The 25,820-nt window shown below is 62.6% G+C and carries 24 protein-coding genes; 23 read left to right on the plus strand and 1 reads right to left on the minus strand.

Annotated features, from left to right (window positions below; genetic code table 11):
• Positions 1 to 35: 35 nt before the first annotated feature.
• Positions 36 to 653: a DNA-3-methyladenine glycosylase family protein gene (locus O2N64_RS08275; RefSeq protein WP_271077144.1), complete on the minus strand. Its 618-nt coding sequence runs from the start codon at positions 651 to 653 to the stop codon at positions 36 to 38.
• A gap of 75 nt (positions 654 to 728) precedes the next feature.
• Between O2N64_RS08275 and O2N64_RS08280 the strand changes: the two genes are divergently transcribed.
• The 23 genes from O2N64_RS08280 (at position 729) to proC (ending at position 25,693) form a co-directional block, all read left to right on the plus strand.
• Positions 729 to 1,046, plus strand: coding sequence for a 2Fe-2S iron-sulfur cluster-binding protein (locus tag O2N64_RS08280; protein WP_271077145.1), 318 nt, complete (start codon positions 729 to 731; stop codon positions 1,044 to 1,046).
• 63 nt (positions 1,047 to 1,109) lie between these two features.
• A complete protein-coding gene (locus O2N64_RS08285; RefSeq protein WP_271077146.1) occupies positions 1,110 to 2,123 on the plus strand; it encodes a cysteine synthase A in 1,014 nt (337 codons plus the stop codon).
• A gap of 18 nt (positions 2,124 to 2,141) precedes the next feature.
• A complete protein-coding gene (locus tag O2N64_RS08290) occupies positions 2,142 to 2,507 on the plus strand; it encodes a hypothetical protein (RefSeq protein WP_271077147.1) in 366 nt (121 codons plus the stop codon).
• Positions 2,491 to 3,360 (plus strand): ABC transporter, encoded by an 870-nt coding sequence (locus O2N64_RS08295; RefSeq protein WP_271077148.1) that lies wholly within the window; start codon positions 2,491 to 2,493, stop codon positions 3,358 to 3,360. Before O2N64_RS08290 ends, O2N64_RS08295 begins: the two co-directional genes overlap by 17 nt.
• Positions 3,361 to 3,556: 196 nt before the next feature.
• Positions 3,557 to 4,066, plus strand: coding sequence for a division/cell wall cluster transcriptional repressor MraZ (locus O2N64_RS08300; protein WP_271077149.1), 510 nt, complete (start codon positions 3,557 to 3,559; stop codon positions 4,064 to 4,066).
• A complete protein-coding gene (gene rsmH / locus O2N64_RS08305) occupies positions 4,063 to 5,013 on the plus strand; it encodes a 16S rRNA (cytosine(1402)-N(4))-methyltransferase RsmH (protein WP_271077150.1) in 951 nt (316 codons plus the stop codon). The genes O2N64_RS08300 and rsmH overlap by 4 nt, the downstream gene beginning before the upstream one ends.
• The gene (locus O2N64_RS08310; protein ID WP_271077151.1) at positions 5,010 to 5,534 is read left to right on the plus strand and encodes a hypothetical protein; all 525 of its coding nucleotides are present in this window, start codon (positions 5,010 to 5,012) and stop codon (positions 5,532 to 5,534) included. Before rsmH ends, O2N64_RS08310 begins: the two co-directional genes overlap by 4 nt.
• Positions 5,531 to 7,294, plus strand: a complete 1,764-nt coding sequence (locus tag O2N64_RS08315; RefSeq protein WP_271077152.1) for a peptidoglycan D,D-transpeptidase FtsI family protein — start codon at positions 5,531 to 5,533, stop codon at positions 7,292 to 7,294. Before O2N64_RS08310 ends, O2N64_RS08315 begins: the two co-directional genes overlap by 4 nt.
• Positions 7,294 to 8,766, plus strand: a complete 1,473-nt coding sequence (locus O2N64_RS08320) for a UDP-N-acetylmuramoyl-L-alanyl-D-glutamate--2,6-diaminopimelate ligase (protein WP_271077153.1) — start codon at positions 7,294 to 7,296, stop codon at positions 8,764 to 8,766. The genes O2N64_RS08315 and O2N64_RS08320 overlap by 1 nt, the downstream gene beginning before the upstream one ends.
• On the plus strand, positions 8,763 to 10,223 hold the full coding sequence (locus tag O2N64_RS08325; protein WP_271077154.1) for a UDP-N-acetylmuramoyl-tripeptide--D-alanyl-D-alanine ligase: 1,461 nt from the start codon (positions 8,763 to 8,765) through the stop codon (positions 10,221 to 10,223). The genes O2N64_RS08320 and O2N64_RS08325 overlap by 4 nt, the downstream gene beginning before the upstream one ends.
• 12 nt (positions 10,224 to 10,235) lie before the next feature.
• The gene (gene mraY, locus O2N64_RS08330; RefSeq protein WP_271077155.1) at positions 10,236 to 11,306 is read left to right on the plus strand and encodes a phospho-N-acetylmuramoyl-pentapeptide-transferase; all 1,071 of its coding nucleotides are present in this window, start codon (positions 10,236 to 10,238) and stop codon (positions 11,304 to 11,306) included.
• Complete coding sequence (murD, locus tag O2N64_RS08335; RefSeq protein WP_271077156.1) at positions 11,303 to 12,676, plus strand: UDP-N-acetylmuramoyl-L-alanine--D-glutamate ligase; 1,374 nt, start codon at positions 11,303 to 11,305, stop codon at positions 12,674 to 12,676. Before mraY ends, murD begins: the two co-directional genes overlap by 4 nt.
• Entirely contained in the window at positions 12,673 to 13,905 is a 1,233-nt protein-coding gene (locus tag O2N64_RS08340; protein ID WP_442866725.1) for an FtsW/RodA/SpoVE family cell cycle protein, read from the plus strand. Before murD ends, O2N64_RS08340 begins: the two co-directional genes overlap by 4 nt.
• Positions 13,902 to 15,098: an undecaprenyldiphospho-muramoylpentapeptide beta-N-acetylglucosaminyltransferase gene (murG, locus tag O2N64_RS08345; RefSeq protein WP_271077157.1), complete on the plus strand. Its 1,197-nt coding sequence runs from the start codon at positions 13,902 to 13,904 to the stop codon at positions 15,096 to 15,098. The genes O2N64_RS08340 and murG overlap by 4 nt, the downstream gene beginning before the upstream one ends.
• Complete coding sequence (murC, locus tag O2N64_RS08350) at positions 15,095 to 16,531, plus strand: UDP-N-acetylmuramate--L-alanine ligase (protein WP_271077158.1); 1,437 nt, start codon at positions 15,095 to 15,097, stop codon at positions 16,529 to 16,531. The genes murG and murC overlap by 4 nt, the downstream gene beginning before the upstream one ends.
• Positions 16,528 to 17,493, plus strand: coding sequence for a UDP-N-acetylmuramate dehydrogenase (gene murB / locus O2N64_RS08355; protein WP_271077159.1), 966 nt, complete (start codon positions 16,528 to 16,530; stop codon positions 17,491 to 17,493). Before murC ends, murB begins: the two co-directional genes overlap by 4 nt.
• Entirely contained in the window at positions 17,463 to 18,449 is a 987-nt protein-coding gene (locus O2N64_RS08360) for a D-alanine--D-alanine ligase (RefSeq protein WP_271077160.1), read from the plus strand. Before murB ends, O2N64_RS08360 begins: the two co-directional genes overlap by 31 nt.
• Entirely contained in the window at positions 18,449 to 19,360 is a 912-nt protein-coding gene (locus tag O2N64_RS08365; RefSeq protein ID WP_271077161.1) for a cell division protein FtsQ/DivIB, read from the plus strand. Before O2N64_RS08360 ends, O2N64_RS08365 begins: the two co-directional genes overlap by 1 nt.
• Complete coding sequence (ftsA, locus tag O2N64_RS08370) at positions 19,360 to 20,655, plus strand: cell division protein FtsA (protein WP_271077162.1); 1,296 nt, start codon at positions 19,360 to 19,362, stop codon at positions 20,653 to 20,655. The genes O2N64_RS08365 and ftsA overlap by 1 nt, the downstream gene beginning before the upstream one ends.
• A 108-nt stretch (positions 20,656 to 20,763) precedes the next feature.
• On the plus strand, positions 20,764 to 22,458 hold the full coding sequence (gene ftsZ, locus O2N64_RS08375; RefSeq protein WP_271077163.1) for a cell division protein FtsZ: 1,695 nt from the start codon (positions 20,764 to 20,766) through the stop codon (positions 22,456 to 22,458).
• A 107-nt stretch (positions 22,459 to 22,565) separates the two neighbouring features.
• Positions 22,566 to 24,164: a tetratricopeptide repeat protein gene (locus tag O2N64_RS08380; protein WP_271077164.1), complete on the plus strand. Its 1,599-nt coding sequence runs from the start codon at positions 22,566 to 22,568 to the stop codon at positions 24,162 to 24,164.
• 158 nt (positions 24,165 to 24,322) lie between these two features.
• Positions 24,323 to 24,829 (plus strand): YbjN domain-containing protein, encoded by a 507-nt coding sequence (locus O2N64_RS08385; RefSeq protein WP_271077165.1) that lies wholly within the window; start codon positions 24,323 to 24,325, stop codon positions 24,827 to 24,829.
• 60 nt (positions 24,830 to 24,889) lie between these two features.
• Positions 24,890 to 25,693, plus strand: a complete 804-nt coding sequence (gene proC, locus O2N64_RS08390; protein ID WP_271077166.1) for a pyrroline-5-carboxylate reductase — start codon at positions 24,890 to 24,892, stop codon at positions 25,691 to 25,693.
• Positions 25,694 to 25,820: the final 127 nt, after the last annotated feature.

Raw genomic sequence — 25,820 nt, forward strand, 5'->3', positions numbered from 1 at the left:
TGGGGGAGGTAGGGAGCCGCAGGCGTGTTGCCAACCTAAAGCGCCGGATTGTTGTAGCAATGCCAGGTGAAGATCGCCGTCGCGCCGCGGTGGGGTCGCCACGGTTCGGCGAGGGCGCGGGTGGCTTTTTCGTCTGGGCGCTCTTCCAGCCCGAGAATTTTGCCGATGCCTGCCATCACCGCTAGGTCTCCAGCGGGCCAGATGTCGGGGCGACCCTCGGCAAACAGCAGGTAGATCTCAGCCGACCACCGGCCGATGCCCTTGATCTTCGTGAGTTCTGCGATCGCCTCTTCATCGTCTGCGGGGAGATTGTCGAAATTGACCTCTTCCGCGCTGACGAGCTCGCAGAGAGACCGGGCATAGCCCTGCTTCTGCCGCGATAGTCCGCAGGCGCGCAGCGTGTCGAAATCGCGTTCAACCAAGCAGGCAGGCGTGAAGTCTTCGCCCAGCTCCGCTTCGAGCTTGTTCCACATGCTGGAGGCGGCAGCGACGCTCACCTGCTGGCCCACGATGGTGCGCAGCAGCGTCTTGTAGCCAGTCTCCCGGATGCGCGGCTCAGGGTAGCCCGCTTTCGCCAGCGCATCGGCAATCGCCGGTTCGCGGCGTGCCACTTCGTCCAGCGCGGTTTTGATCTGAGCGGCGGTCAGCCCCATCCTTTGTCCATCCTTGCCAAGTGCAGCGCGATTGCCTAGCTCCGCCTCGCCCCAAGAGAGAGGAATTGCAAGCCCATGCCCAAGCTTACCGTCGTCAACCGCGCAGGCGAGGAATCCACAATCGAGGTCGATGACGGCCTGACGGTAATGGAAGCGATCCGCGACAATGGCTTTGACGAGCTGCTGGCACTGTGCGGCGGCTGCTGTTCCTGCGCGACCTGCCATGTACATGTCGATCCCGCGTTCAAGGACAAGCTGCCGGACATGGGCGAGGACGAGGACGACCTTCTCGATTCCAGCGATCACCGCGATGACAATTCGCGCCTGTCCTGCCAGATCCCATTCACGGGTGAGCTGGACGGTTTGAAAGTGACGATCGCCGAAGAGGATTAAGTTTAGCCACCTCAAGAACCAATCGCGTTGCGCATTCGCGGCGTGAGGCCTAACTCATCTGCCATGATGAACGCACCCGTCCGTACCGATACTCTCGACCTCATCGGCAATACGCCGCTCGTCCTGCTTTCCGGCCCGAGCGAGGCGGCGGGATGCGAAATCTGGGGCAAGTGCGAATTTGCCAATCCGGGCGCATCGGTCAAGGACCGCGCGGCGCTGTGGATCGTGCGCGATGCAGAGGCGCGCGGCGAACTGAAGCCGGGCGGCACGGTCGTCGAAGGAACGGCAGGCAACACCGGCATTGGCATCGCGCTTGTCGCCAATGCGCTCGGCTATAAGACGATCATCGTCATGCCCGACAATCAGTCGCGCGAGAAAATGGACACGCTGCGCGCATTGGGCGCAGAGCTGGTTACCGTGCCGCCGACCAAATTCGCCGACCCCAATCATTTCGTCCACACCAGTCGCCGTATTGCAGAAGACATGGACAATGCGATCTGGGCCAACCAGTTCGACAATGTCGCCAACCGTCGCGCTCATATCGAGGGCACAGCGCCCGAAATCTGGGAGCAGCTAGAGGGCCGCGTCGATGGCTTCACATGCGCTGTCGGCACGGGCGGCACGCTCGCGGGCGTCGGCATGGGGCTGAAGGAAAAGGACGAAAACGTCCGCATCGCGCTCACCGACCCGCATGGCGCGGCGCTGTATAATTACTACGCGGAAGGCGAGCTGAAGTCGGAAGGCTCATCCGTGGCTGAGGGTATCGGGCAGGGCCGCATCACCGCCAATCTGGAAGATGCGCCGGTCGACACGCAGTTTCGCATTTCCGACGAAGAGGGGCTCGACTGGGTCGCCCGCCTGCTGCGCGAGGAGGGGCTGTGCCTCGGCCTATCGAGCGGCATCAATGTGGCAGGTGCAGTCGCGCTTGGTCGCCAGCTTGTGGCGGATGGGCGCACAAACCCGCGTGTTGCGACGATCCTATGCGACAGCGGCTTTCGTTATCTCTCAACGCTCTACAATGCCGATTGGCTGCGCAAGAAAGACCTGCCCGTTTTCGACTGGCTAGGTTCATCTTGAACGGTTAGACTGCCCGCCATGGCATTCGACCCACATGAAATGATGCGCGAACACGAGGCGGACAACGCGCCTTACGTGCCGCTAGGCGGGACGCGTGCGGAACGTGTGCAACGTTTGCAGGTGGGCCTGTTTGGCATCGTCGCCATGGTCTTGTTGATCGGGCTTGCCGATATCGTTATCAGCCGGGCGCAGCAGACCGAAGCGATAACCGTGCCCGATGCAGCGCCGACGGTGGAGCCGACCGAAACCGCCGCGCCCCGCGATCCGCTGTCCGACGCGGGCGTGGTGCCGGAGCTTCCGGCTGAGCCGACGCCGACCACGAGCGCCTCGCCATCGCCTCCGCCGACCGAAGATCTCCCGCCGTCCAATGCGCAGCTGCAATAGACTACTCGCGGTACTGGCGCTGCTGCTGAGCGCGCCTGTTGCTGCGCAGGAGCCTGCGATCACGCAGGCCGATCCGGCGCGTCCGCAACTGGCGTTGATGGGCACCATCCCGATTTATTGGGGGGAGGCCGATGGCATGGGCGATCTGATCCGCGGTGAGGCGCATGCGCATTGGGCGCGCGACGTGATCGAAGAGCATGCCCAGCCCATTCCGCTCGATTACCTGACGCCTGAAGCACTTGCGCCTTTCAATATGCTGCTGATGGCCCAGCCGCGCGGACTGACGGCTGAAGAAAATGTCGCGCTGGATGCATGGGTGCGCGGAGGCGGACGGCTTCTGCTTTTCGCCGATCCGATGATGACGGGCGAAAGCCGGTTTCACATCGGCGACAGGAGGCGGCCGCAGGATGTGGCGCTGCTCTCGCCTATTCTCACCCATTGGGGACTCGAACTCTGGCTCGATGATACGCAAGACGAAGGCCTCTATCACATTGATCCCAACGGCGATCCTATCCCAGTCAATATGGCGGGCACCTGGCGCAGTGTTGGCGAGGCGCGCGATTGCGTCATCGAGCAGGACGATCTGCTGGCACGATGCGCGATAGGCGGGGGCGAAGTCCTGCTCGTGGCCGATGCTGCTCTGCTCGATATCATGGGCCCGTATGACGGTGCGACCACCGCATTTGATCGACTCCTGACTCAGGCATTTCCCGATTTTGGGGACCAGGCGGGAAATGACGGTCAAAATGCTGCGACACAGACGGAGTCGCCGGAATTATCCAGCAATTCCAATTGCCACGCCGGTGACGCTAACCATGAGTGTGCGCAAATAGGCGAGGAAGATTCATCATAAAATCAAGTATTTGCACTCTTCTCCCACAATTTCCCGTAATTTCCCCTTCCATCCCGCGTTAACCCGCGTTATTCCGTGATTCTATCGGACAACAAGCCCGTAATGCGCCTCTGCCAGAGGTCGTTCGGTCGTGCTTGCGCGCGGCTGGATGCGGGGAAGATTTGTCCGATGGGGAATGAAATTAGGGGAATGGGACGTGTCGCAGCAGACGGCAGGATACAGAGGAGAGGGCTTTTCGCTTCGCGGCGAAAAGGATCGCTTCGTCCTGCCTCCCATGTTCCGCAAGACGTTCGAGGCACTGGGCGATGACCGCGTTCTCTGCGTCACCACGCACCACAAATATCCCTGCCTGACCGCTTTCGGCCATTCGAGCATCGACAAATTCGAAGAGATCCTCAATCGCGAGGAAGACAATGCCGTGCGTCGCGATCTCGATTTTGATCGGGATGAGCGCGAGATGCAGCTCTATTCGCACCACGAAGTGCCCTTCGATGGCAGCGGCCGCTTCATTCTGCCCCCGCGCTACTGCAAGGTCGGCGGGATTTCGGACAATATCTGCTTCATCGGCGGCGGCACTTTCATCACCCTCTGGGATCTTGACCGGCTGGGCGAGATGGGCGGCAGCTGGGCGCTGCGGCATGAGCTGTTCGTCGCAGAAGCCGAAGACGCGCGCGCCAAGGCCGCGGCAAAGGCGGCGCGCAAATGAGCCAGTCTGCACCCCATGTCCCCGTTCTGCTCGATGAAGTGATCGAAGCGCTCGACCCGCAACCCGGCGATGTGATTATCGACGCGACGTTCGGTGCCGGAGGCTACACCCGCGCGATCCTTGAACGCGGCGCGACTGTCCATGCCTTCGACCGCGACCCTGACGCGATTGCAGCTGGACAGAAATGGCCGGAGACTGAAGGCGATGCCCCGCGCCTGGTCCTGCACCCGCGCCGTTTCTCCGAAATGGTCGAAAGCATGGCCGAGGCTGGCATTTCCGAGGTCGATGGCATCGCGATGGATATTGGCGTGTCTTCCATGCAGCTCGATCAGGCCGAGCGCGGCTTTGCCTTCAGCAGCAATGGCCCGCTCGACATGACGATGAGCCAGTCCGGCCCGAACGCTGCCGACTTCGTCAACGAAGCGGATGAGAAAGACATCGCCGACGTGCTCTATCGTTATGGCGAAGAGCGCCAGTCGCGCCGGGTTGCCCGCGCCATCGTGGCCGCGCGTCCGCTCACCACAACTGGTGAGCTGGCCGAAGTGGTGCGCAAGGCGCTGCGCTATCGCGCCGGCGACAAGAAAGACCCAGCGACCCGCAGTTTCCAGGCCATCCGCATCCATGTGAATGGCGAGCTGGACGAACTCGAACAGGGGCTGAGCGCCGCTGAAACGCTGCTGAAAGAAGGCGGGCGGCTCGCAGTCGTCTCTTTTCACTCGCTTGAGGACCGTATCGTGAAGAGCTTCTTCCGCGATGCCGCGAATATGAACCCCCGCGGCTCGCGTCACCTGCCCGAAGCGCGAACAACACCCCTCCCGCGCTTCGGGCAACTGACCAAGGCTATTCGCCCGTCCGCCGCCGAGATCGACCGCAATCCGCGCGCCAGATCCTCCACTTTGCGCGCGGGCACACGCACTGCCGCACCAGCAAGGGAGCACGCCGCATGACCGCACCAAGTCGTATTCGCCGCATTGGCTGGTTTGCTGCGCTGGGGATCTGCGTGGCGCTCTATGCCATGCTGCATATCAAGGTCACTTCCGTCCACGCCGATGTCGTGCGTGCCGAGCAGCAGATCGTGCAACTGGAAGAGCAGAAGTTGCTTCTCGAAACTGAGCTGCTGACCCGCGCCAATCAGGTGCAACTGGCAGCGTGGAACCGGGTGGACTTCGGCTTTCAGGCACCTGCCGCCGACCAGTTTATCGACGGGCCGCGCCAGCTTGCATCCTTCGGCGCTCCGCCCAGCGTCGATGCGCCTGCGCCCATTCGCCTTGCCGGAATGCGCTCTGTCGAGGACGTGCCGGAATTCCCGCAGATCGTTTCGCCCCTGACGGGCCGCCCGATCGAAGCCAATCTTCTGGAAGAAGAGCCTGAGGATGATGGACGCCTCGCCGTCACCGTCGCGCCCGGGCCGCTGCGCATGCCGATTGCCGGTGTGAACGGCGCAGTTGCGGAGGCCACCATCCGGTGACAAGTTTTGCCGCGCCGCACACCATCATTGCTCGCTCCGCTGGGCAGATCGATCACCGCCGCCGTTCGCTGCTGATCGCGCGCCTGCGCATTCTGCTGGTTGTTGCGGTGTTCGTGCTGGTGGCGGCGGTTGCGCTGCTCAAGCTTGCCTATATCGGCGTCGCCGAGCCGGGATCGTCGCGGCAGAGCATGGCTGATCAACTGCTGCCCCCACGCGGTGAGATTACTGACCGCAATGGCGTGCCACTGGCGCGCGCCTTCCCGGCCTATGCGCTGTGGTTCAATCCTGACGCGATGAGCGAAGGCGGCGATGGCGGGCCACCGCTGATCGGCGAACCTGCTGAAATCGCACAGGAACTGCGCGATATCTTCCCCGATCTCGATGTGCAGGAAGTCACCGAAATGCTCGCCTCGGGTGAGCGCGGCTACATCCGTCGGCGCATCCTTCCCGAAGATGCGAACCGCGTACGCGCTCTGGGTGAGCTGGCGCTCGAACTGCCGCAGGAAGAAGATCGCCACTATCCGCAAGGATCGATGGCCGCCCACGTGCTGGGCTATGTCGGCGCCGATGGCCACGGCCGCGTGGGCATGGAAGAGGTGCTGGACGAGCAATTGCTCGATCCCTCGCGCCGCGACCAGTCGGTTGCACTCAGCATCGACATGCGCGCGCAGGGTGCGCTGGAGGACGAACTTCGCCGCGGCATGCTGTCGGTGAACGCCATGGGCGCTGCGGGCATTGTGCTGGATGTCGACACCGGCGAAGTGCTTGCGCTCGCTTCGCTGCCGGAATTCGATCCCAATGCGGTTCAGGCATCGGACGTGCAGGTGACACAGGAACAGCACGAACGCGGCATCACTGCACCGGCCTTCAATCGCGTGACCAACCAGGTTTACGAGTTGGGCTCGACATTCAAGCCGCTGACCGTGGCGGCCGCAATCGACAGCGGGTCGATCACCAACATCGGCCGCCGTTACAGCGCCACACCCTATCAGGTGCAGGGCGCAACGATCCGCGATCTGCACAGTTACGGCGAGACGCTCAACGCGCCGGAAATGCTGATCCATTCCTCCAACGTCGTTACCGGCCACATCGTTGACGAAATGGGAGCCGACACGCTTCGCCAATATATGGTGGAGCTGGGCATGAACGAGCGACCCTATATCGAACTGCCCGCACGTGGTTTCCCGCTCTGGCAGTCTGGCGAATGGTCACGCATCCGCGGCGTTACCGTCGGCTATGGTCACGGCATTTCCGTAACCCCGCTGCATCTGGCGAGCGCCTATGCGGCCATGGTCAATGGCGGCATCTGGCGTCCTGCAACGCTCCACCGCCTCGGCCCGGGAGAAGCACCACGCGGTCGCCGCGTGTTCAAAGCCAGCACGAGCGCGCGCATGAACCAGTTGCTGCGCATGATCGCGGTCTATGGCACTGGGCGCAACGCCGATGCTCCGGGCTTTCGCGTCGGCGGCAAGACGGGCAGTGCGGAAAAGCCGGGTGCAGGCGGCTATCGCCAGACCACGCTGGTATCGACTTTCGCCGCTGCATTCCCGATGGATGACCCGCGCTATGTCGTGATCGTGATGCTGGATGAGCCGCAGGGCACAGTGGCGAGCTCTTACCAGCGTACCGCCGCCTGGAACGCCGCGCCTATTGTTGGCCGATTGGTCCCGCGCATCGGTCCGCAATTGGGCGTTTATCCCGATGCCGACCGCGACATCGACCTGTCGGACCTGCGACCTCTGGTGGGAGACACCGACTGATGCGCCTTTCCGATCTCGCCAGCGCCGCTGGAGTGGACGCAGCCGAAGCCGGTGATACAGCCATCACCGGCTTTGCCATTGATAACCGCAAAGTCGCGCCCGGCAATGTGTTCGGCGCGTTTCAGGGTAGTGTAGTCAATGGTGAGGATTTCATTCCCGCCGCGATTTCTGCCGGTGCGATCGCCGTGGTCGCCCGGCCAGAAGCGACAGTCGAAGGCGCGCTGCACATCGCCAGCGACAATCCGCGCAAGCTCTTCGCAGACCTCGCGGCGCTCTATTTCCGCCCCACGCCCGAAACGGTTGTCGCTGTCACAGGCACTAACGGCAAGACGTCCTGCGTCGAAATGACGCGGCAGATCTGGCGCATGTGCGGGGAACGCGCTGCCAGCATCGGGACGCTGGGAGTGACGACGCCGGACGAGAGCGTCTCAACCGGCCTCACCACGCCTGACATCGTGACCTTTCTTGGCAACAACACCGGTCTTGCGCGCGAAGGCGTGACGCATGTCGCCTATGAAGCGTCCAGCCATGGTCTCAGCCAGTACCGCAATGAAGGCCTGCCGGTAAAAGCTGGCGCCTTCACCAATCTGAGCCGAGATCACCTCGATTATCACAAGGATATGGAGGACTATTTCGCGGCCAAGATGCGGCTGTTCGCCGAAGTGGTGGATGCCGATGGCGCGGCGGTAATCTGGGCGGATGACGAATGGTCCGACCGCGCGATTGCTGTCGCCAAAGAGCGGGGCCTTAGTGTCTTCACCGTGGGTGAGAAGGGCGAGGATATTCGCCTGACTTCGCGCAGCGCAACTCCGCTGGGACAGGAGCTGACGCTCGAGCACGATGGGCAGGAACGGACGTTCCGCCTGCCGCTGATTGGGGCATATCAGGTGGCCAATGCACTAACGTCCGCGGGCCTCGCACTCGCGACGGGTAGCGATCCGGCGCAGGTCTTCGACGCAGTGTCTCGCCTGCAACCCGTTCGCGGACGGTTGGAGCGAGCCGTCATCAGCCAGAGCGGCGCGCCGGTCTATATCGATTATGCCCACACGCCCGATGCGCTGAGCGCCGCGATTGCTGCGCTCCGCCCGCATGTCACCGGCCGCCTCATCACCGTGTTCGGTGCAGGCGGGGACCGGGACAAGGGCAAACGCGCGCTGATGGGCGCTGCTGCTGTGGATGGTTCGGATCTGGTGATTGTCACCGACGACAATCCGCGTGGAGAGGACCCGGATACGATCCGGGCCGAAGTCCTGAGCGGAGCAAAGGGTGCACGCGATGTCGCCGGCAGGCGTGCCGCCATCGCCGAAGCCATCGCCGAAGCGGGCCAGGACGATATCGTTCTGGTCGCGGGCAAGGGACACGAACAGGGACAGATCGTGGGATCGGGAGAGAATATGCGGGTTTTACCGTTCGATGATGTGACCGTAGCGCGTGAATGCGCCGCGGCTCTGGCAGCTGGGGGTGATCAGTGAGCGCGCTCGCCAAAACCTTGCGCTGGCCGCGCCCTGCGCGCGACGAGCTGCGCCTTGCCCTGTGGTCATCTGCAGAAATTGCCGATGCTACAGGCGGGACCGCTTATGGTGAATTTCAGGTTAGCGGTGTCGAAATGGATAGCCGCGATGTGCAATCGGGTGACCTTTTCGTCGCGCTGAAAGGCGAGGCGATGGACGGCCACCGCTTCCTAGATGCGGCGTTCACCAACGGAGCGGCTGCGGCGATCGTCGACCGCCCGGTCGATTATCCGCACGTTCTGGTGAAGGACACTAACGCTGCGCTCCATGCTCTCGCAGCGGCAGCGCGCAATCGGGCGAAGGCGCGCATCGTTGGCGTAACCGGATCTGTCGGCAAGACCGGCGTCAAGGAAGCGATCTTCACCGCGCTAGAGCGCACCAGTCGTGGTGCAGCGCATCGCTCGGTGCGCAGCTACAACAACCACGTCGGCGTGCCACTCAGCCTGTCGCGCATGCCCTCGCGCAGCAAATATGGCGTGTTCGAGATGGGCATGAACCATGCCGAGGAAATTCGCGGCCTCACCACGCAGGTGCGCCCCCATGTCGCCGTCATCACCACCATCGCGCCCGCACACATCGAAAATCTTGGCAGCATGGAGGCGATTGCCGATGCGAAGGCAGAGATTTTCGACGGTCTGGTCGAAGGAGGCACGGCGGTAATCCCGGCAGACAGCCCGCATTTCGAGCAGCTGCGCGATGCGGCGGCAGAGCAGGGCGCAAAAGTCCTTTCTTTCGGTCGCGGCGCCAATGCCGACATGCGCCTTCTCGACCACGTGCCCGATGAGGCGACGGGCGGCGCGCTGGTGACGGCTGCCATGGGTGAAATCCGCCTGTGCTTCACTGTTGCCGAGCCAGGTGAACATTGGATCGACAATTCGCTCTGCGTGATGGCAGCAGTCTATGCGGCAGGCGGCGATCTGGGGGCAGCAGGTCTCGCCCTTGCAGAAATGGGCGGATTGAAGGGCCGGGGAGCGCGCCAGCGCGTGCCGGTGCCCGGCGGCCATGCGCTGATCATCGATGAAAGCTACAATGCCAATCCCGCCAGCATGCGCGCCACGCTTTCGCAGCTCGGCCAGACCCCGGCATCGCGCCGCGTGGCTGTGCTCGGCAGCATGAAGGAATTGGGCGATTTCGGCCCGCAATTTCACGCCCAGCTGGCCCAGCCGGTGGCAGAGGCGAATGTCGATTACGCAATTCTCGTTGGCCCCGAGATGGTGGCCCTTGCACGGGAAATGGGGAAACTGCCCCGCGATACGCTTGGCAATCCCTTCCGCTTTGCCCATTGCGAAAATGCGGGCGAAGCTATCGCGGCGCTACAGGAATTCGGCCTTGCCGGCGGGGACGCCGTCCTGGTCAAGGGATCGAACTCCGTAGGGCTATCGCGCGTGGTCGATCATTTTGCCGCGAGGAAAGGCTGACGCCCCGAACCCATGTTCTATTTTCTGGCCGAACTTCTGAACTTCGAGGGCGTGTTGAACCTCGTTCGCTACCAGACTTTTCGTGCTGGCGCGGCGATGATGACGGCGCTTTTCATCGGCCTCATCATCGGCCCCAAATTCATCAACATGCTGCGCGTGCGCCAAGGCAAAGGCCAGCCGATCCGCAGCGACGGCCCGCAGACGCATCTTGCCAAGGTCGGCACGCCGACGATGGGCGGGCTGATGATCCTTATCGCGCTGACGATTGCGATGCTTCTGTGGATGGACCTTTCCAGCCCCTTCGTCTGGGCCTGCCTTGCAGTGACCATGGGCTTCGGCCTCATTGGTTTCCTTGACGATTATGACAAGGTGACCAAGCGCAGCCACAAAGGTGTTTCGGGCAAGGTGCGCCTGCTAGCCGAATTCATCGTGGCAGGCGTCGCCAGCTATCTGATCGTCAGCGAGATCAGCACCGATCTCTACGTGCCGTTCTTCTCCGAAGTGCAGATACCTCTCGGCCCGTTTTATTACGTGTTTGCCGCCGTGGTGATTGTGGGCGCTGGGAACGCCGTGAATTTGACCGACGGGCTGGATGGCCTTGCCACCATGCCGGTGGTGATCGCAGCGGGCGCGTTTTTGCTCATCTGCTACCTCGTCGGCCGCGTCGACTTTTCGGAATATCTGGGCATTCCCCATGTGCCGGGAGCAGGTGAGCTGGCCATTCTGTGTGCGGCCATCATGGGGGCGGGACTTGCCTTCCTATGGTACAACGCGCCGCCAGCAGCGGTCTTCATGGGCGACACCGGATCGCTTGCCTTGGGCGGAGCGCTGGGCGCGATTGCCGTTGCCAGCCATCACGAGATCGTCCTCGCCATCATCGGCGGCCTGTTCGTCCTCGAAGCAGTCAGCGTGATCGTGCAGGTCTTCTGGTTCAAGCGGACCGGCAAGCGCATCTTCCGCATGGCCCCCATCCACCACCATTTTGAACAGCTCGGCTGGAGCGAGAGCAAGGTCGTGATCCGCTTCTGGATCATCGCCATCGTGCTCGCCGTGATCGGGCTTGCGACGCTGAAGCTGCGATGATCACAGCAGAGGCCTTCCGCGGCAAACGCTATCACGTGCTGGGACTGGCGCGATCGGGCATGGCCACGGTCGAAAGCCTGCTGGCGAGCGGCGCAGAGGTGACCGTGTGGGATCGCCGTGCAGAGCCGAAGCGTCAGCTGGAAGGCCGCGCGAACATCGGGGACCCGCTCGAAATCGATCTGACCGGTTTTGATGCGATCGTGGTTTCGCCGGGTGTCCCGCTCAATACCCATCCGCTGGCCGAGCGCGCGAAGGCGGCGGGCGTACCTATCATCGGCGATATCGAGCTGTTCGCGCTCGCCCGTTCAGAACTGCCGCCGCACAAGGTTGTTGGCATCACGGGCACCAATGGCAAGTCGACCACCACCGCGCTGGTCCACCATTTACTGAAGACTGCCGGTATGGCGACGACGATGGGTGGCAATATCGGCCTGCCTATCCTCGCGCAGGAGCCTCTCCCGGAAGGCGGTGTCTATGTGTTGGAGCTGTCGAGCTACCAGATCGATCTGACCCGATCGCTCGCATGCGAAGCGGCTGCGCTGCTTAATATCACGCCCGACCATCTCGATCGCTATGATGGCTTTGCCGATTATGCTTTTGCGAAGGGGCGGCTGTTCACCATGCAGGGCAGTGGCCAATTCGCGGTGTTCGGCTGCGCCGATGCGCCGACGCGGGCGATCCAGTCTGCCGAAGCCGAGCGGAGGCCCGAAGGTCAGGCGCGCTGCGTCGATCCGTCGCGCTGGGCCGATCAGCAAGATAACTGGCCGAGCCTGCAGGGACCGCACAATCTGCAGAACGCGGCAATTGCCGCCCAATTGTGCACCGCCATGGGATTGAACGCAGAGCAGATTGAAGATGGCCTCCGCAGCTTCCCCGGTCTGCCACACCGCATGGAGCGGGTCGCGATTTGCGACGATGTGCTGTTCGTGAACGATTCCAAGGCGACCAATCCTGCGTCCACAGCGCCCGCGCTTGCGGCCTTTCCGCCGGAGGACGAGGAAAAGCGCATCCACTGGATCTGCGGTGGTCTCGCGAAGGAAGACAATCTCGATGATTGCGCGCCTTTCTTCGGCCACGTCGCGCGAGCTTACACCATTGGTGAAGCGGGCCCGATGTTCGCCGATCTGCTGGAAGGCCAGATGCCGGTCGATCGCTGCGAAATGCTGCCAGAGGCGGTGCGCCGCGCGGTCGAAAACGCGCGCGCCAATGATGTGGTGATGCTGAGCCCTGCCTGCGCGAGCTTCGATCAGTTTCGCGATTACGAGGTGCGGGGCGAGATGTTCAAAGAGGCAGTGGCCGAAATCGCGTGCGGAGGCGACCGCGCGGCTTGCGGTCTCGAAGCAGGCAATGAATGGGGCACCGCAGCATGACGACGCGCCCCATCTTCATTCCCCGCCCGGGCGAGCGCAGGCCCAGCTTCCCTGGCCAGCCGCGCATGAAGACCGACTGGAAGCGCGAGCTGCGCATCTGGTGGCGCGAAGTCGATCGCTGGCTGTTGTTCTTCATCGCGCTGCTGATGCTGATTGGCACGCTGTCCGTTGCGGCTGCCTCTCCGGCGAGTGCAAACCGACTTTCCACCGCAGAAGCGCAGCTGCCCGATCTCTATTTCTTCTGGGCGCATATCCGCATGCAGGTGCTGGGTCTGTGCGTGCTGATCGGCACTTCGCTCATGCCGCTCAAATTCCTGCGACGCGGCGCAATCGCGCTCGGCTGCGCAATGTTGTTTGCCATGGTGCTGGTTCCCTTCGTGGGCACGGAAATCAATGGCGCGCGGCGCTGGCTGAACGTCGGCATGAGCCTGCAGCCGAGTGAATTTCTGAAGCCCGCCTTTGCCATCATGCTCGCATGGATCCTCAGCTGGAAACTTCGGGACGACAAGCTTCCGGTCATCGGCGTCTCGGGCGCTCTGGTGGGATTGATCGTCATTCTGCTGATGGCACAGCCCAACCTCGGCGGCGCAATCCTGTTTGTCGGCACATGGTTTGTCATGGTGATGCTGGCGGGCCTCCCGCTCCAGCGGATCGGCATGCTGACCGGCGCGGGCATCGCAGGGATGATCGCGGCCTATCTGTTCTACGACAATGCGCGCCACCGCATCGACGCCTTCCTTGGTGGGCCGACGGCATTCGATCACGTCGATCTCGCCAGCCGCACGCTGAATTCCGGCGGGTGGACCGGCACTGGCTTCTGGCTCGGCGACAACAAGATGCGCCTGCCGGAAGCGCATACCGACTATATTTTCTCCGTCATCGGTGAGGAACTGGGTCTGCTCGTCTGCGGCATCGTCGTGTTGCTGTATCTCGCCATCGTGCTGCGCGTGCTGATCCGCATGGTCGAGGAAGACCGGCTGTTCATCATCCTCGCGGCCAGCGGGCTGACGGCGATGTTCGGCGGGCAGGCTTTCATCAATATCCTCGTCAATTTGCAGCTGTTTCCCTCCAAGGGCATGACGCTGCCGCTGATCAGCTATGGCGGGTCGTCTACGCTCGCAATCTGCTTCACCGTGGGACTGCTGCTGGCGGTGACTCGCCGCAATCCCTATCTCGCGCGAGAACCTTTCGACTGGAAAGGTTCGATTGAGAAAGAGGGTGACACATGACGGCATCATCGCGTCATTTCGTATTGGCAGCAGGCGGCACTGGCGGGCATCTGACGCCCGCTTTCGCGCTGGCGCATGAGCTGGAGCGGCGTGGGCACCATGTCGCTCTGATCACCGATGAGCGCGGGGCGGCGATCCCCGGCAAGCCCGATTTCCTCACCGCTCATGTCCTGCCCGCAGGGCGCTTTGGTAAGAACCCCCTGCGCTGGCCAAAGGCGATTGCGGCCGTGCAAAAGGGTAAGGCCATGTCACGCCGCCTGTTTGAAAGCTTCGGACCCAGCGCGGTGATCGGCTTTGGCGGCTATCCTGCCATGCCTGCCCTGTTCGGGGCACAGGCGATGAACATTCCTACTGTCATTCACGAACAGAACGCCGTGCTTGGCCGCGTCAATCGCCTGATGGCGGGCCGGGTTGATGCCATCGCAACCGCCTATCCCGAAGTCGATCGGCTGAAAGACAAGCACGCAGACAAGGTCCACCTCGTCGGCAATCCGGTACGACCCGGCGTGCTTTCTCTGCGCGAAGAGCCGTTTCCCGCCTTTACCGAGGACGGCCTGTTCCGGGTGCTGGTCACCGGTGGCAGCCAGGGCGCGCGGGTGCTTTCCGAAGTCGTGCCCGATGGCCTCTCCATGCTTCCCACCGCACTGCGCAGCCGATTGCAGGTGACGCAGCAATGCCGCCCGGAAGATCTGGAAGCCGTGCGCGAGCGCTATGCCAATCACGGCATTCCTGCAGAGCTTGCGACCTACTTCGAGGATATGGCGGCAACGCTCGCGGACGCGCATCTCTTCATTGGCCGCGCGGGTGCATCGACCATTGCCGAACTCACCGCAGTCGGTCGCCCCGCGATACTGGTCCCGCTGCCGATTGCGACAGACGATCACCAAGCCGCCAACACGCGCGAAATCGTGAAGGCAGGCGGTGCACGCTCCATTCGTCAGACCAAGTTCGAAGCGAAAGAGCTCGCCAAGCAAATCCAGGCCATGGCGCAGCGGCCAGATACGCTGGCGACTGCCGCACATGCCGCCTGGAATTGCGGCAGGCCCAAGGCTGCCAGCGATCTTGCTGATCTCGTCGAAGGCTTCGGCGGCGCAGACATGATGGATGTCATCCGCGTGGGCGAAAACAATGCGCGCGGCGCATCGCAGGGTGTCGAGGCCGGACAAGGTGCGGCACGGGAGCGCCCGGAATGAAGGCGGTCAGCACCGATATCGGGACTATCCATTTCGTCGGCATTGGCGGCATCGGCATGTCCGGCATTGCCGAAGTGATGCACAATCTCGGCTACACAGTGCAGGGTAGTGATCTGAACGAAAGCCCGCGCGTCGAGGCATTGCGCGAGGCCGGCATTACCGTGCACATCGGCCACGATGCAGCGAACCTCGGCGACGCCGCCGTCGTGGTGACCTCCACCGCAGTCAAGCGCACCAATCCGGAAGTTGCCGCTGCGCTCGAAAACCGCGTGCCCGTGGTGCGCCGCGCGGAAATGCTTGCAGAGCTGATGCGCCTGAAACAGACGGTCGCCGTCGCCGGTACGCATGGCAAGACGACCACGACCAGCATGGTCGCAGCATTGCTCGACGCAGGCGGTGTCGATCCGACCGTCATCAATGGCGGCATTATCGAAAGCTATGGTTCCAACGCGCGGCTGGGTGACAGCGACTGGATGGTCGTCGAAGCCGATGAAAGCGATGGTAGCTTCCTGCGCCTCGACGGCACGATTGCCGTCGTCACCAATATCGATCCCGAGCATCTCGACCATTACGGCAGTTTCGATGCGGTGAAGGATGCCTTCGTCCAGTTCATCGAGAATGTGCCCTTCTACGGCGCGGCAGTGCTGTGCCTCGATCACGATGAAGTGCGAAACGTCATCGCCAAGGTCCGCGACCGGCGGGTCATTACCTACGGCTTCTCCGCCCATGCCGATGTGCGGGCGGAAAATGTCCAGCCCGATGGCGGCGTAACGCGCTTCGATGTCGTGCAGACTGATCGTGATGGCGTGGAAACCCGCGTCGAGAATATCGAATTGCCGATGCCCGGCCGCCACAACGTCCAGAATGCCTGCGCGGCCATCGCCGTGGCGCTCGAAATGGGCTGCGCGCCCGATGCCATTCGCACCGGTTTCTCGCGATTTGGCGGAGTGAAGCGCCGCTTCAGCCATGTCGGAGATATAGCGCTGGAAGGCGGCACAACGGCTCGCGTGATCGACGATTATGCGCATCACCCGGTAGAAATCCGCGCAGTGCTTTCCGCAGCCAAGGATGCAGCAGCAGGGCGCGTAGTCGCAGTCGCCCAGCCGCACCGCTACACGCGCCTGCGCGATTTGCTGGAAGATTTTCAGAGTGCTTTCGCCGATGCAGACCTGATTTACGCAGCGCCTGTCTATCCAGCAGGTGAGGACCCGATCCCCGGTGTGGACGAACACGCGCTCGTTTCCGGCCTCAAGGCGCGTGGCCATCGCCATGCCGAAGCTGTGGATGGTCCTGCCGATCTTGCGGAAAAACTCAATGCGGTGCTTGCGCCCGGCGACATGGTGGTGTGCCTCGGCGCAGGCGACATCACCAAATGGGCAGCCGGCCTTGCCACCGCTGTCGCCAATTTCCGGGCCGGGGAGAATGGCGCATGAGCAATGGGTTGCAGATGGGTGAAAACCGCTGGGTCAGCGGCGCTCCGGGTGGCGGCGAAGAGACTGGCGGGCACGGTATCGTGCCGGTCGAAGTCGAGGGCGACCTCAAAAAGGATGCGCCGCTCGCCAAGCTCGTCTGGTTCAAGAGCGGCGGCAAGGCCGACTGGCTGTTCGAGCCTGCCAATCTTGAAGACCTCACCAATTTCCTCTCCGCGCTGGAGCCGGGCACGCCGGTGATGGCGCTGGGCCTCGGCTCCAATCTCATCATCCGCGACGGCGGCGTTCCGGGAGTGGTCGTGCGACTGGGCAAGCCGTTTTCGACCGTAGAAGTGAAGCGCGACAATGTGATCGAATGCGGCGGCGGTGCGCCGGGCATTCTGGTTGCGTCGGCTGCGCGCGATGCAGGTATTGCGGGGCTGGAATTCCTACGCGGTATTCCCGGCACGGTCGGCGGTTTCGTGCGCATGAACGGCGGCGCATATGGACGCGAAGTGGCCGATATCCTTGTCGATTGCGACGTGGTCATGCCCAATGGCGCTTTCCTGACGCTGCCCGTCGGCGATCTCGAATACAGCTATCGCCACTCGCGCCTGACCGAAGGCACCATCGTAGTGGCCGCCCGCTTCAAGGGCGAACCCGGCGACCCTGAGGTAATCGGCGCAGAAATGGACCGCATCGCCGAAGAGCGCGAGAATTCGCAGCCTTTGCGCACCAAGACCGGCGGATCGACTTTCAAGAACCCTCCCGGCACCAGCGCATGGAAGCTCGTCGACGAAGCCGGATGCCGCGGTCTTAAAATGGGCGGAGCGCAGGTGAGCGAGAAACACACCAATTTCTTGATCAATACCGGCGATGCGACAAGCTCCGACATCGAAGGGCTAGGCGAAGAAGTGCGCCGCCGCGTGAGCGAGAAGACGGGCGTGGCGCTCGAATGGGAAATCAAGCGGGTGGGGCGGCCGTGAGCTTACTCTCCCCCCTCCACATCCTCGTCCTGATGGGCGGCTGGGCGAATGAGCGCGAGGTTTCGCTCATGTCCGGCAATGGCGTGGCCGATGCGCTGGAAAGTGCGGGGCACCGTGTGACGCGGCTCGATATGGACCGCGATGTTGCCGCGAAGATCCGCGAAACTGCGCCCGATGTGGTGTTCAACGCGCTGCACGGCGTCCCGGGAGAGGACGGCACGGTGCAGGGAATGCTCGATCTGATGGGTATTCTCTATACCCATTCGGGCCTCGCGACGTCGGTTGTCGCGATCGACAAAGAATTGACGAAGCAGGCGCTGGTGCCGCACGGCATTCCGATGCCGGGCGGGCGGATCGTCAAATCGGCTGACCTGTTCGAAAGCGATCCTATCGCGCGGCCGTATGTCCTGAAGCCGGTGAATGAAGGCTCCTCGGTCGGCGTCGCTATCGTCACAGAGGATAGCCCTTACGGCAATCCGATTGCGCGCGATGCGAAGGGGCCGTGGCAGGATTTCGAAAGCTTGCTGGCAGAACCATACATTCGCGGGCGCGAGCTGACGGCGGCGGTGATCGATACGGCAGACGGTGTGCAATCGCTTGGCGTGACCGAGCTGATTATCGATACCGGCTTCTACGATTTCGAACACAAATATACCGACGGCAAGACGACCCATGTTTTCCCCGCCGACATTCCGGACAATATCGCCGCCCTGTGTCGCCGCTATGCCGAACGCGCGCATAAGGTGCTCGGATGCCACGGCACCAGCCGCACCGATTTCCGCTGGGATGACGAGCAGGGCGAGGACGGCCTGTTCGTGCTGGAAACCAACACCCAGCCGGGCATGACGCCGCTCAGCCTCGTGCCGGAGCAGGCCAGGTATTGCGACATCGATTATCCGACATTGTGCGAGATGATCGTCGAGGACGCGCTGCGGCGCGCCGGGAAGCTTTCCTGATGGCGCGCACGGTCACACGGAAAGCGAAAGGCGTTAGGCGGCAGGCGCGTGCCCAGGGCACCAGCCGCAAGGTCCGCTCCGCGCGGAGCAAGGGCCAGTCGATTATCGGCCGCGCGCTTTCCATGCTGCCCTTCACCGAAGAGCAGCTCCACAAGGCTTTCACCGTGATGATCCTCGGCGGTGCGCTCGCCGCAGCAATTTTCATCGCGAACATTTCCGGCGCGACCGCTGTCGCATCGGACCGCATCGCGCATATTGCGTCGAACGCCGGCTATGAAGTGCAGCACATCCAGCCCAACGGTATCGAGCGGATGAATGTGCAGACGGTGTATGAGCGCGCTCTCGGCCAGCAGAACCTCGCGATGACGCAAGTCGATCTGGCGGGATTGCGTGAGGAACTGGTCGAGCTTCCCTGGGTGCGCGATGCCCGCGTTTCGCGACAGCTTCCCGATACTCTGGTGATCGACATCATCGAGCGTGAGCCGCATGCCGTTCTCCAGCGGCCGGACCGGCTGATGCTGATCGACGAAACCGGTGTCGAGCTGGAGCCGATCAGCCGCTCCGCCGCGTCGGAATATCTCCTTATCGCCGGACCGGGCGCGCAAGACCGGGTGGAAGATTTGACCGCACTGCTCGACTCCGCGCCCGCGCTGCAAAGCCAGATCAAGGCTGCCGAATGGATCGGCAATCGCCGCTGGGACCTGACTTTCGTCACGGATCAGGAACTGGCTTTGCCTGAAGGCGAGGACCGCGCCGCCGCCGCGCTGATCAGCTTTGCCCAGGCCGACGGCGTGCATCGCCTGATCGGCGGGCAGGCAGCAAGTTTCGACATGCGCAATGCGCCGCGCATGTACATGAATATTCCGGGGCGTTCGGAGCAGGAAGAATTGGCCATGGAGGGGGATAGCTGATGGCAGGGCAGCAGCATGTCGCGCGGATTATCGGTGCGATCAATATCGGCAGTTTCCGCATTTCCGCCATGATCGCGGCGATCACCGAAAGTGGTGAGATGCAGGTGCTGGGCAGCGGCCATCGCGCCAGCCAGGGCATCAATCGCGGCTATGTCGTCGATATGGCGGCAGCCACCTATGCCGTGCGCGATGCGCTGGAGCGGGCCGAAAAGCTCGCCGGGACGAGCGTAGACTCTGTGTGGATCGGTTGTTCGGGTGCAGGCCTGCAAAGCGAAATCCGCCCGATCGAGCTCGGCATCGGCGGTCGCCGGATCGAGGAAGAGGATATCGAGGCGCTGCTGATGGCTGCGCGCGATACCATCCAACCCGATGGTCGCAGCGTCCTACACGCGCAGCCGGCCTGCTATTTCCTCGATGGTGCACATGGCGTCGCCAATCCGAAAGATTTGCATGCAGAGCGGCTGGGGGTCGATGTGCATGTGATGCTCGCCGATGGCGCGCCTATCCGCAATGTCACCGAAGCGGTTCAGAATGCGCATTTGGATGTCGAAGGCGTCGTCGCCTCTCCGCTCGCCACGGGATATGCCTGCCTTACCGCTGAAGAGCGCGATCTTGGTGTGGCCATGGTCGAATTCGGCGGCGAGGTGACCAATGTCTCGGTCTATGCAGGCGGCATGCTGGTTGGCCTCACCGCCATTCCGCGCGGCTCGAACGACATCACCGATGCCATCGCCAGCGCCTTTTCCATCAGACGCTTTCAGGCCGAACGGCTCAAATGTGTGAATGGTTCGGCTATCGCAAGCCCGCATGATCACCGCGAAATGATTTCGGTCACTGCTCCGGGCGAGGAAGGGCGCGGCCCTGTTGCGCGCGGCGCGGATGATCGCAATCAGGTGCCTCGTGCCGAATTGATCGCCGTCATCACGGGCGAGCTCGACCAGCTGATGCGTGAAGTCGGCAATGCCCTCGATTCCATGGGTTTTACCGGCGGCAAGAGCGGATCGAGCGCGCGGCAGGTGGTCCTGACCGGCGGCGGCGCTGAACTTGCCGGCCTTGCCGACTATGCACAAAGCGTACTTGGCGTGCCCGCCCGGATCGGAAAGCCCGTGTCGCTTCGCGGTCTGCCAGAGGCGCATTCGGCGCCCGGTTTTGCCACGCTTGCGGGCCTTGTGCTCTATGCGGCGGAGGATCCGGTGGACATTCGCTCCATCGGTTCACGCTTCACCCAAACCAGCTCTTTCGGCCCCGTGGCAACGCTGATGCGTGTATGGGGAGCGATGAAAGAGTATTTTTGATACTATGCAGAGCTGTGGAAACAATTCAGTGCCTTCTCTGCCTGAGAATCGCTTTGTGGCAAGGTCGCATCCGAAGGAAATCAAACCTCTCCCTGGGGGAATTTTAAGATGAGCATCAATATCGGCCCGCCTTCTGTAGAAGAACTGCGCCCGCGCATTACCGTAATCGGTGTGGGCGGGGCGGGCGGCAACGCCATCGCCAACATGATCGAGTCCGAAATCGAAGGCGTCGATTTCATCGTGGCCAACACCGATGCGCAGGCGCTGAACACGTCTTCGGCAGAGCATCGCATCCAGCTTGGCCCGGACATCACGCAGGGTCTTGGCGCTGGCTCCCGTCCGGAAGTCGGACGCGCGGCGGCAGAAGAAACGACCGAGGAAATCGAACGCGCTCTCGAAGGCGTGAACATGGTTTTCATCGCTGCCGGCATGGGCGGCGGCACTGGAACGGGCGCAGCGCCTGTCATCGCCAAGGTGGCGCGCGACAAGGGCATCCTGACCGTTGGCGTCGTGACCAAGCCGTTCCTGTTCGAAGGCACGCGCCGCATGCGCAGTGCCGAAAGCGGGATCGAAGAACTGCAGAAGAATGTCGACACGCTGATCGTCATTCCCAACCAGAACCTGTTCCTCGTCGCCAAGGCGGAAACCACCTTCAAGGAAGCCTTCCTGCTGGCCGACGAAGTGCTGCAGCAGGGCGTGCGCTCCATCACCGATCTGATGGTGATGCCGGGCCTCATCAATCTCGACTTTGCCGATGTGCGCTCTGTCATGGGCGAAATGGGCAAGGCCATGATGGGAACGGGCGAGGGCGAAGGCGACAACCGTGCGCTGGAAGCTGCCGAACGCGCCATCGCCAACCCGCTGCTCGACGGTGTGTCGATGCAGGGCGCGAAGGGCGTCATCATCTCGATCATCGGCGGCGAAGATATGAAGCTGCTCGAAGTCGATGAAGCGGCGAACCACATCCGCGAACTGGTCGATGCCGAAGCGAACATCATCTGGGGCAGCGCCTTCAATCCGGAGCTGGATGGCAAGATCCGCGTCTCCGTGGTCGCCACCGGCATCGAACAAGGTGCCGATGGTTCGGTGGAGCCTGCGCGCTCCGTCGACCTTTCTGCTTCCCGCGGTCCGGGCCGTCCGGCCATCCCCATCCCCTCCGACAATTCGATGGATGATGATGAGGACGATGCGCTCGATCTCGGCGCGATGGATGAGCCTGAAGAAGAGCCGGAAGCGCCGCAGCCCGACCCCATCCCCGAACCCGCTGAAGACAGTAATTTCGGGGCGACTGAGCCTGAAGGTTACACTTCCGAGGATGAGTCGGGCGACGATATGCTCGATCTGACGGACGAGTCCGAAGAGCCTGCCGAGCCAGCAATTCCGACCGGAATGGGCGAAGGTGATGCGGCTGAACCGGCTGATGAAATGGCCGACAATGGCAATGACAGTGGCTCAGGTGAAGACGAGCTTCTTCTCGATGCAACTCGTCTGGCAGAGGCTGACGAAGATGTGCAGCCTGCTCCGGCGGGTGGTCGCCGCGCACGCATGTTGGGCGCTGCTGCTGCGAGTGAAGGTGAAGAGAGCGCCAGTGCCGCAGATGACTCTGCAGGCAGCGATCCCGCGCCTGCTGCCGAAACTCCGCCACCACCGCCATCTGGCGGCGGCAGCACGCTGTTCGAACGCATGGCCAATCTTTCGCGTCAGGGCTCATCGAGCGATGAAGAGGAAGATGAAGACGAGGACGATGATAGCGGCAGCGCCATGCGCATTCCGCGCTTCCTCGGCAGGCAGAACAATCAGTAATCGCTTTGCGGAATTGAACCGGGAGCAGCACGGATAATCGTGCCGAGAGCACGGTCCGCTCACTTCGGGCTTTCCGCCAGGGGTCAAATATGGTTAGGGCGCGGTCGATGATCCGATCGCGCCTTTTCCTTTGCCAGCTGACGATTCCCGCTTTTGTGGCGGCTTTTCCGCTGCTTGCGGCCTCTTCTGCCCAAGCGCAGGAAGTTGTACAGAGCTTGCCCGATCCCGCGCAGGCGGAGCTTGCGGCAGCGATGCAGAGATTGTCTCGCAATCCCGAAAACATGCGCGCCTTGCTCGATGCGGGGAATGCCTCGCTGCAGCTTGGCGATTTCTCTGGAGCGCTTGGCTTCTTCAATCGCGCGCAGCGGATCGATCCCAATGACGGCGAAATGCTGGCAGGCCTTGGCCAGGTCGCTGTGCGAAGGGGTGAAGGCGCGATTGCAGTGCAATTGTTCGCCAATGCGGAGGCTGCCGGCGAGAACATGCGCCGCCATGCAGCAGCGCGCGGGTTGGCCTACGATCTGGTTGGTAACAACGCCCGCGCGCAGAGATATTATCGTCAGGCGCTGGCTCGCGAGGAGAGCAATGACGTGATCCGCCGCCTCGCGCTCAGCTATGCGATTTCGGGCGATGCCGAGGCTTCGGATGCAACGCTGCTGCCACTCCTCCAGCGTCAGGATCGCGCGGCTTACCGAACCCGCGCTTTTGCGCTGGCGATTTTGGGGCGTGATGAAGAGGCGGTATCGATCGCCGAAACGATGTTGCCCGCGCGCCTTTCAGGTCGGCTCGCGCCTTACCTTCGCTATATGCCCAGCCTCACCCGTGCGCAGCAGGCGGCGGCGGCCAATTTGGGGCGTTTCCCCAATGCGTCCGACATCGGCCGCGATACGCCGCAGATCGCTGCACTGTCCGAGAGTGCAGATCCGGTCGCGCCTCCCGCATCGAGCAGCGATCGCCTCACCCCCGCTGGCGAGCCGCTCGGGCGGACCGCAGCGCCGCTGGTGGATGAGAATGGGGAGCTTCCGGCACTTGCAGAAGCGGAGATGCCGCCGAGTTCGGTAGCGGAGGCTGAGCCGCCGATGGTTACGCGGGCCCCGGTTGAGCAAGCTCCCGAACCCGTAGTGGTCGCTGTTCTCGACGAGCCTGTACAAGCTCCGGCTGTAAACCCGCCTGCCGCCGATGCGAGGCCATCTTTCACGATTTCCGAAGCTCCAGCGCCCGCTTCCGAAGTCGCTTCGACCGGCGATCCGGCGGTTGAGCAGGTCATTGCGCAAACCGAAGAGCGCAGCGCGGAGCAACTGGGACTTGAAGAGGCTTTTGCCGACTTCGTCCTTCCATCCAGCGGCACTGTAGCGCCCAGCAGCGGAGCGGTGGACATCACCACCATCGAGCCTGCGCGCGAGGAAGTGGAGGAGGCACCGCCGCCCCCGCCAGCGAATACGAGCCGCCATTGGGTGCAGGTTGCCACTGGACAGGACACATCCGCCTTCCGCTTCGACTGGCGGCGGATTGTGCGCAATGCGAACGGGCTGCTCGATGATCGCGAGGCGTACACCGCGCCATGGAACGCGACCAACCGGCTGGTGACCGGACCTTTCGATTCGGCCCGCGATGCGCAGGATTTTGTCTCCGAACTGGCCGAAGCGGGCGTCGATGCGTTCCGATTCACCAGCGCTGAAGGCGAAGAAGTGCGTCCGCTCGATTGATCGGGCGATCAGGCCGCTCCCTCGGGCGGGGCCGATTTGTGCACACCTTGTAAACAAGCCAGACGAGTTTTGCCCGACCGTTTTGGCCGCTCCGATTGCGCCAAATATGCCTTACGACGCATTAAGCTCTGCATGATCTTTTCGCGCAGAAATCACGCATGAACACCGATCGTGCGACGATGGAACCGGCCGATGATGCGGCCCCGGTAGAAATGCTCGCAGCGCTGTTTGAAGCCCATGGCTGGGCCTTCGAACAGGTCAGCGATGATGAAGTTACCGTAGAGATTCCAGGCAGTTGGACGACATACCAGCTGCGCGCGATCTGGCGGCGCGAAGATCATGTCCTGCAATTGCTCTGCCTGCCCGAGATCCGCGTGGGCGATGACAAGCGGCAGGTCGCCTTCGAGCTCCTCGCGCTGATCAACGAACAGCTATGGCTCGGCCATTTCGATATCTGGTCGCAGGGCGGAATGCTGCTCTATCGCCACGGCCTGATGCTGGGCGATGACGGCATGCTGAGCATCGACATGGCGCAGATGGCCATCGAATCGGCCGTGGCCGAATGCGATCGCTTCTACCCGGCTTTCCAATTCGTGCTGTGGGGTGACAAGGCACCGCGCGCTGCGCTCGATGCCGCTTTGGTCGATGCTGCGGGCGAAGCCTGAGCCGCAAGGCTTGAGACTTTTCGCCAACCGCCTACATCCGCTGCAACTGCGGAGATAAACATGAGCAAAACGGCAAAAATCCTACTGATCGGTTGCGGCAATATGACCGGGGCCATGCTGGAAGGCTGGCTGGCTGCGGGCCTGCCCAAGGAAAGCTTCACCGTTGTCACCCCCACGCGCGAAAGCGTGCCGGGCGATGTGGAACTGCTGCGCGAAGTGCCCACAGACCGGGAATTCGACGCGGTGCTGCTGGGGTTCAAGCCCTATATGCTCGGCGATATCGCGCCCACTTTGCAGGGCGTGACTGGCCCCGGCACGATTGTCCTGTCGGTGCTCGCCGGCGTCCAGCTCGATACGCTGCGCTCGAACTTTCCCGATGCGCAGGCGGTTGTCCGCGTCATGCCGAACCTCGCTTGCGCCATGGGCAAATCTCCCGTCGCCCTTGCAGAAGAGGGATTGGAAGAAGAAGGGCGGGAAGCGATCTTTGCTTTTCATGAGCCGCTCGGCACGCCCGCATGGGTCGGTGAGGACCGGTTCGACCTCGTCACCGCGCTGGCAGGCAGCGGTCCGGCATTTGTCTATCGCTTCATCGACGCGCTCAGCACCGCCGCCGTCCGGCTCGGCCTCAAGGAAGATCAGGCGCGCGAATTGGCAGTCGCGATGACCGAAGGCGCAGCCGCGCTTGCCCAGCAATCGGAACACGCTCCGGGCAAGCTGGCGGATATGGTCGCGAGCCCCGGCGGCGTGACTCGCAAAGGCATGGATGTGCTCGATGAAGACGAAGCGTTGACCCAACTGATGACCAAATGCTTGCGTGCAGCACGCGATCGCAGCGCGGAAATGGCCCGGGAAGCGCGCGAATAGGCGGTTTCAAGGGTTAACGCGCGGAGCTGGTGACAGTCTCCGGTTTTCCTTGAAAATCACTCGCAAAATGCCAATATTACCTGTGATCCGGTTCGCTATGGTGTGGCCGGGCTAAAGGAGTTTTGGA

Source organism: Aurantiacibacter sp. MUD61 (assembly GCF_027912455.1).
Lineage (GTDB): Bacteria > Pseudomonadota > Alphaproteobacteria > Sphingomonadales > Sphingomonadaceae > Alteraurantiacibacter.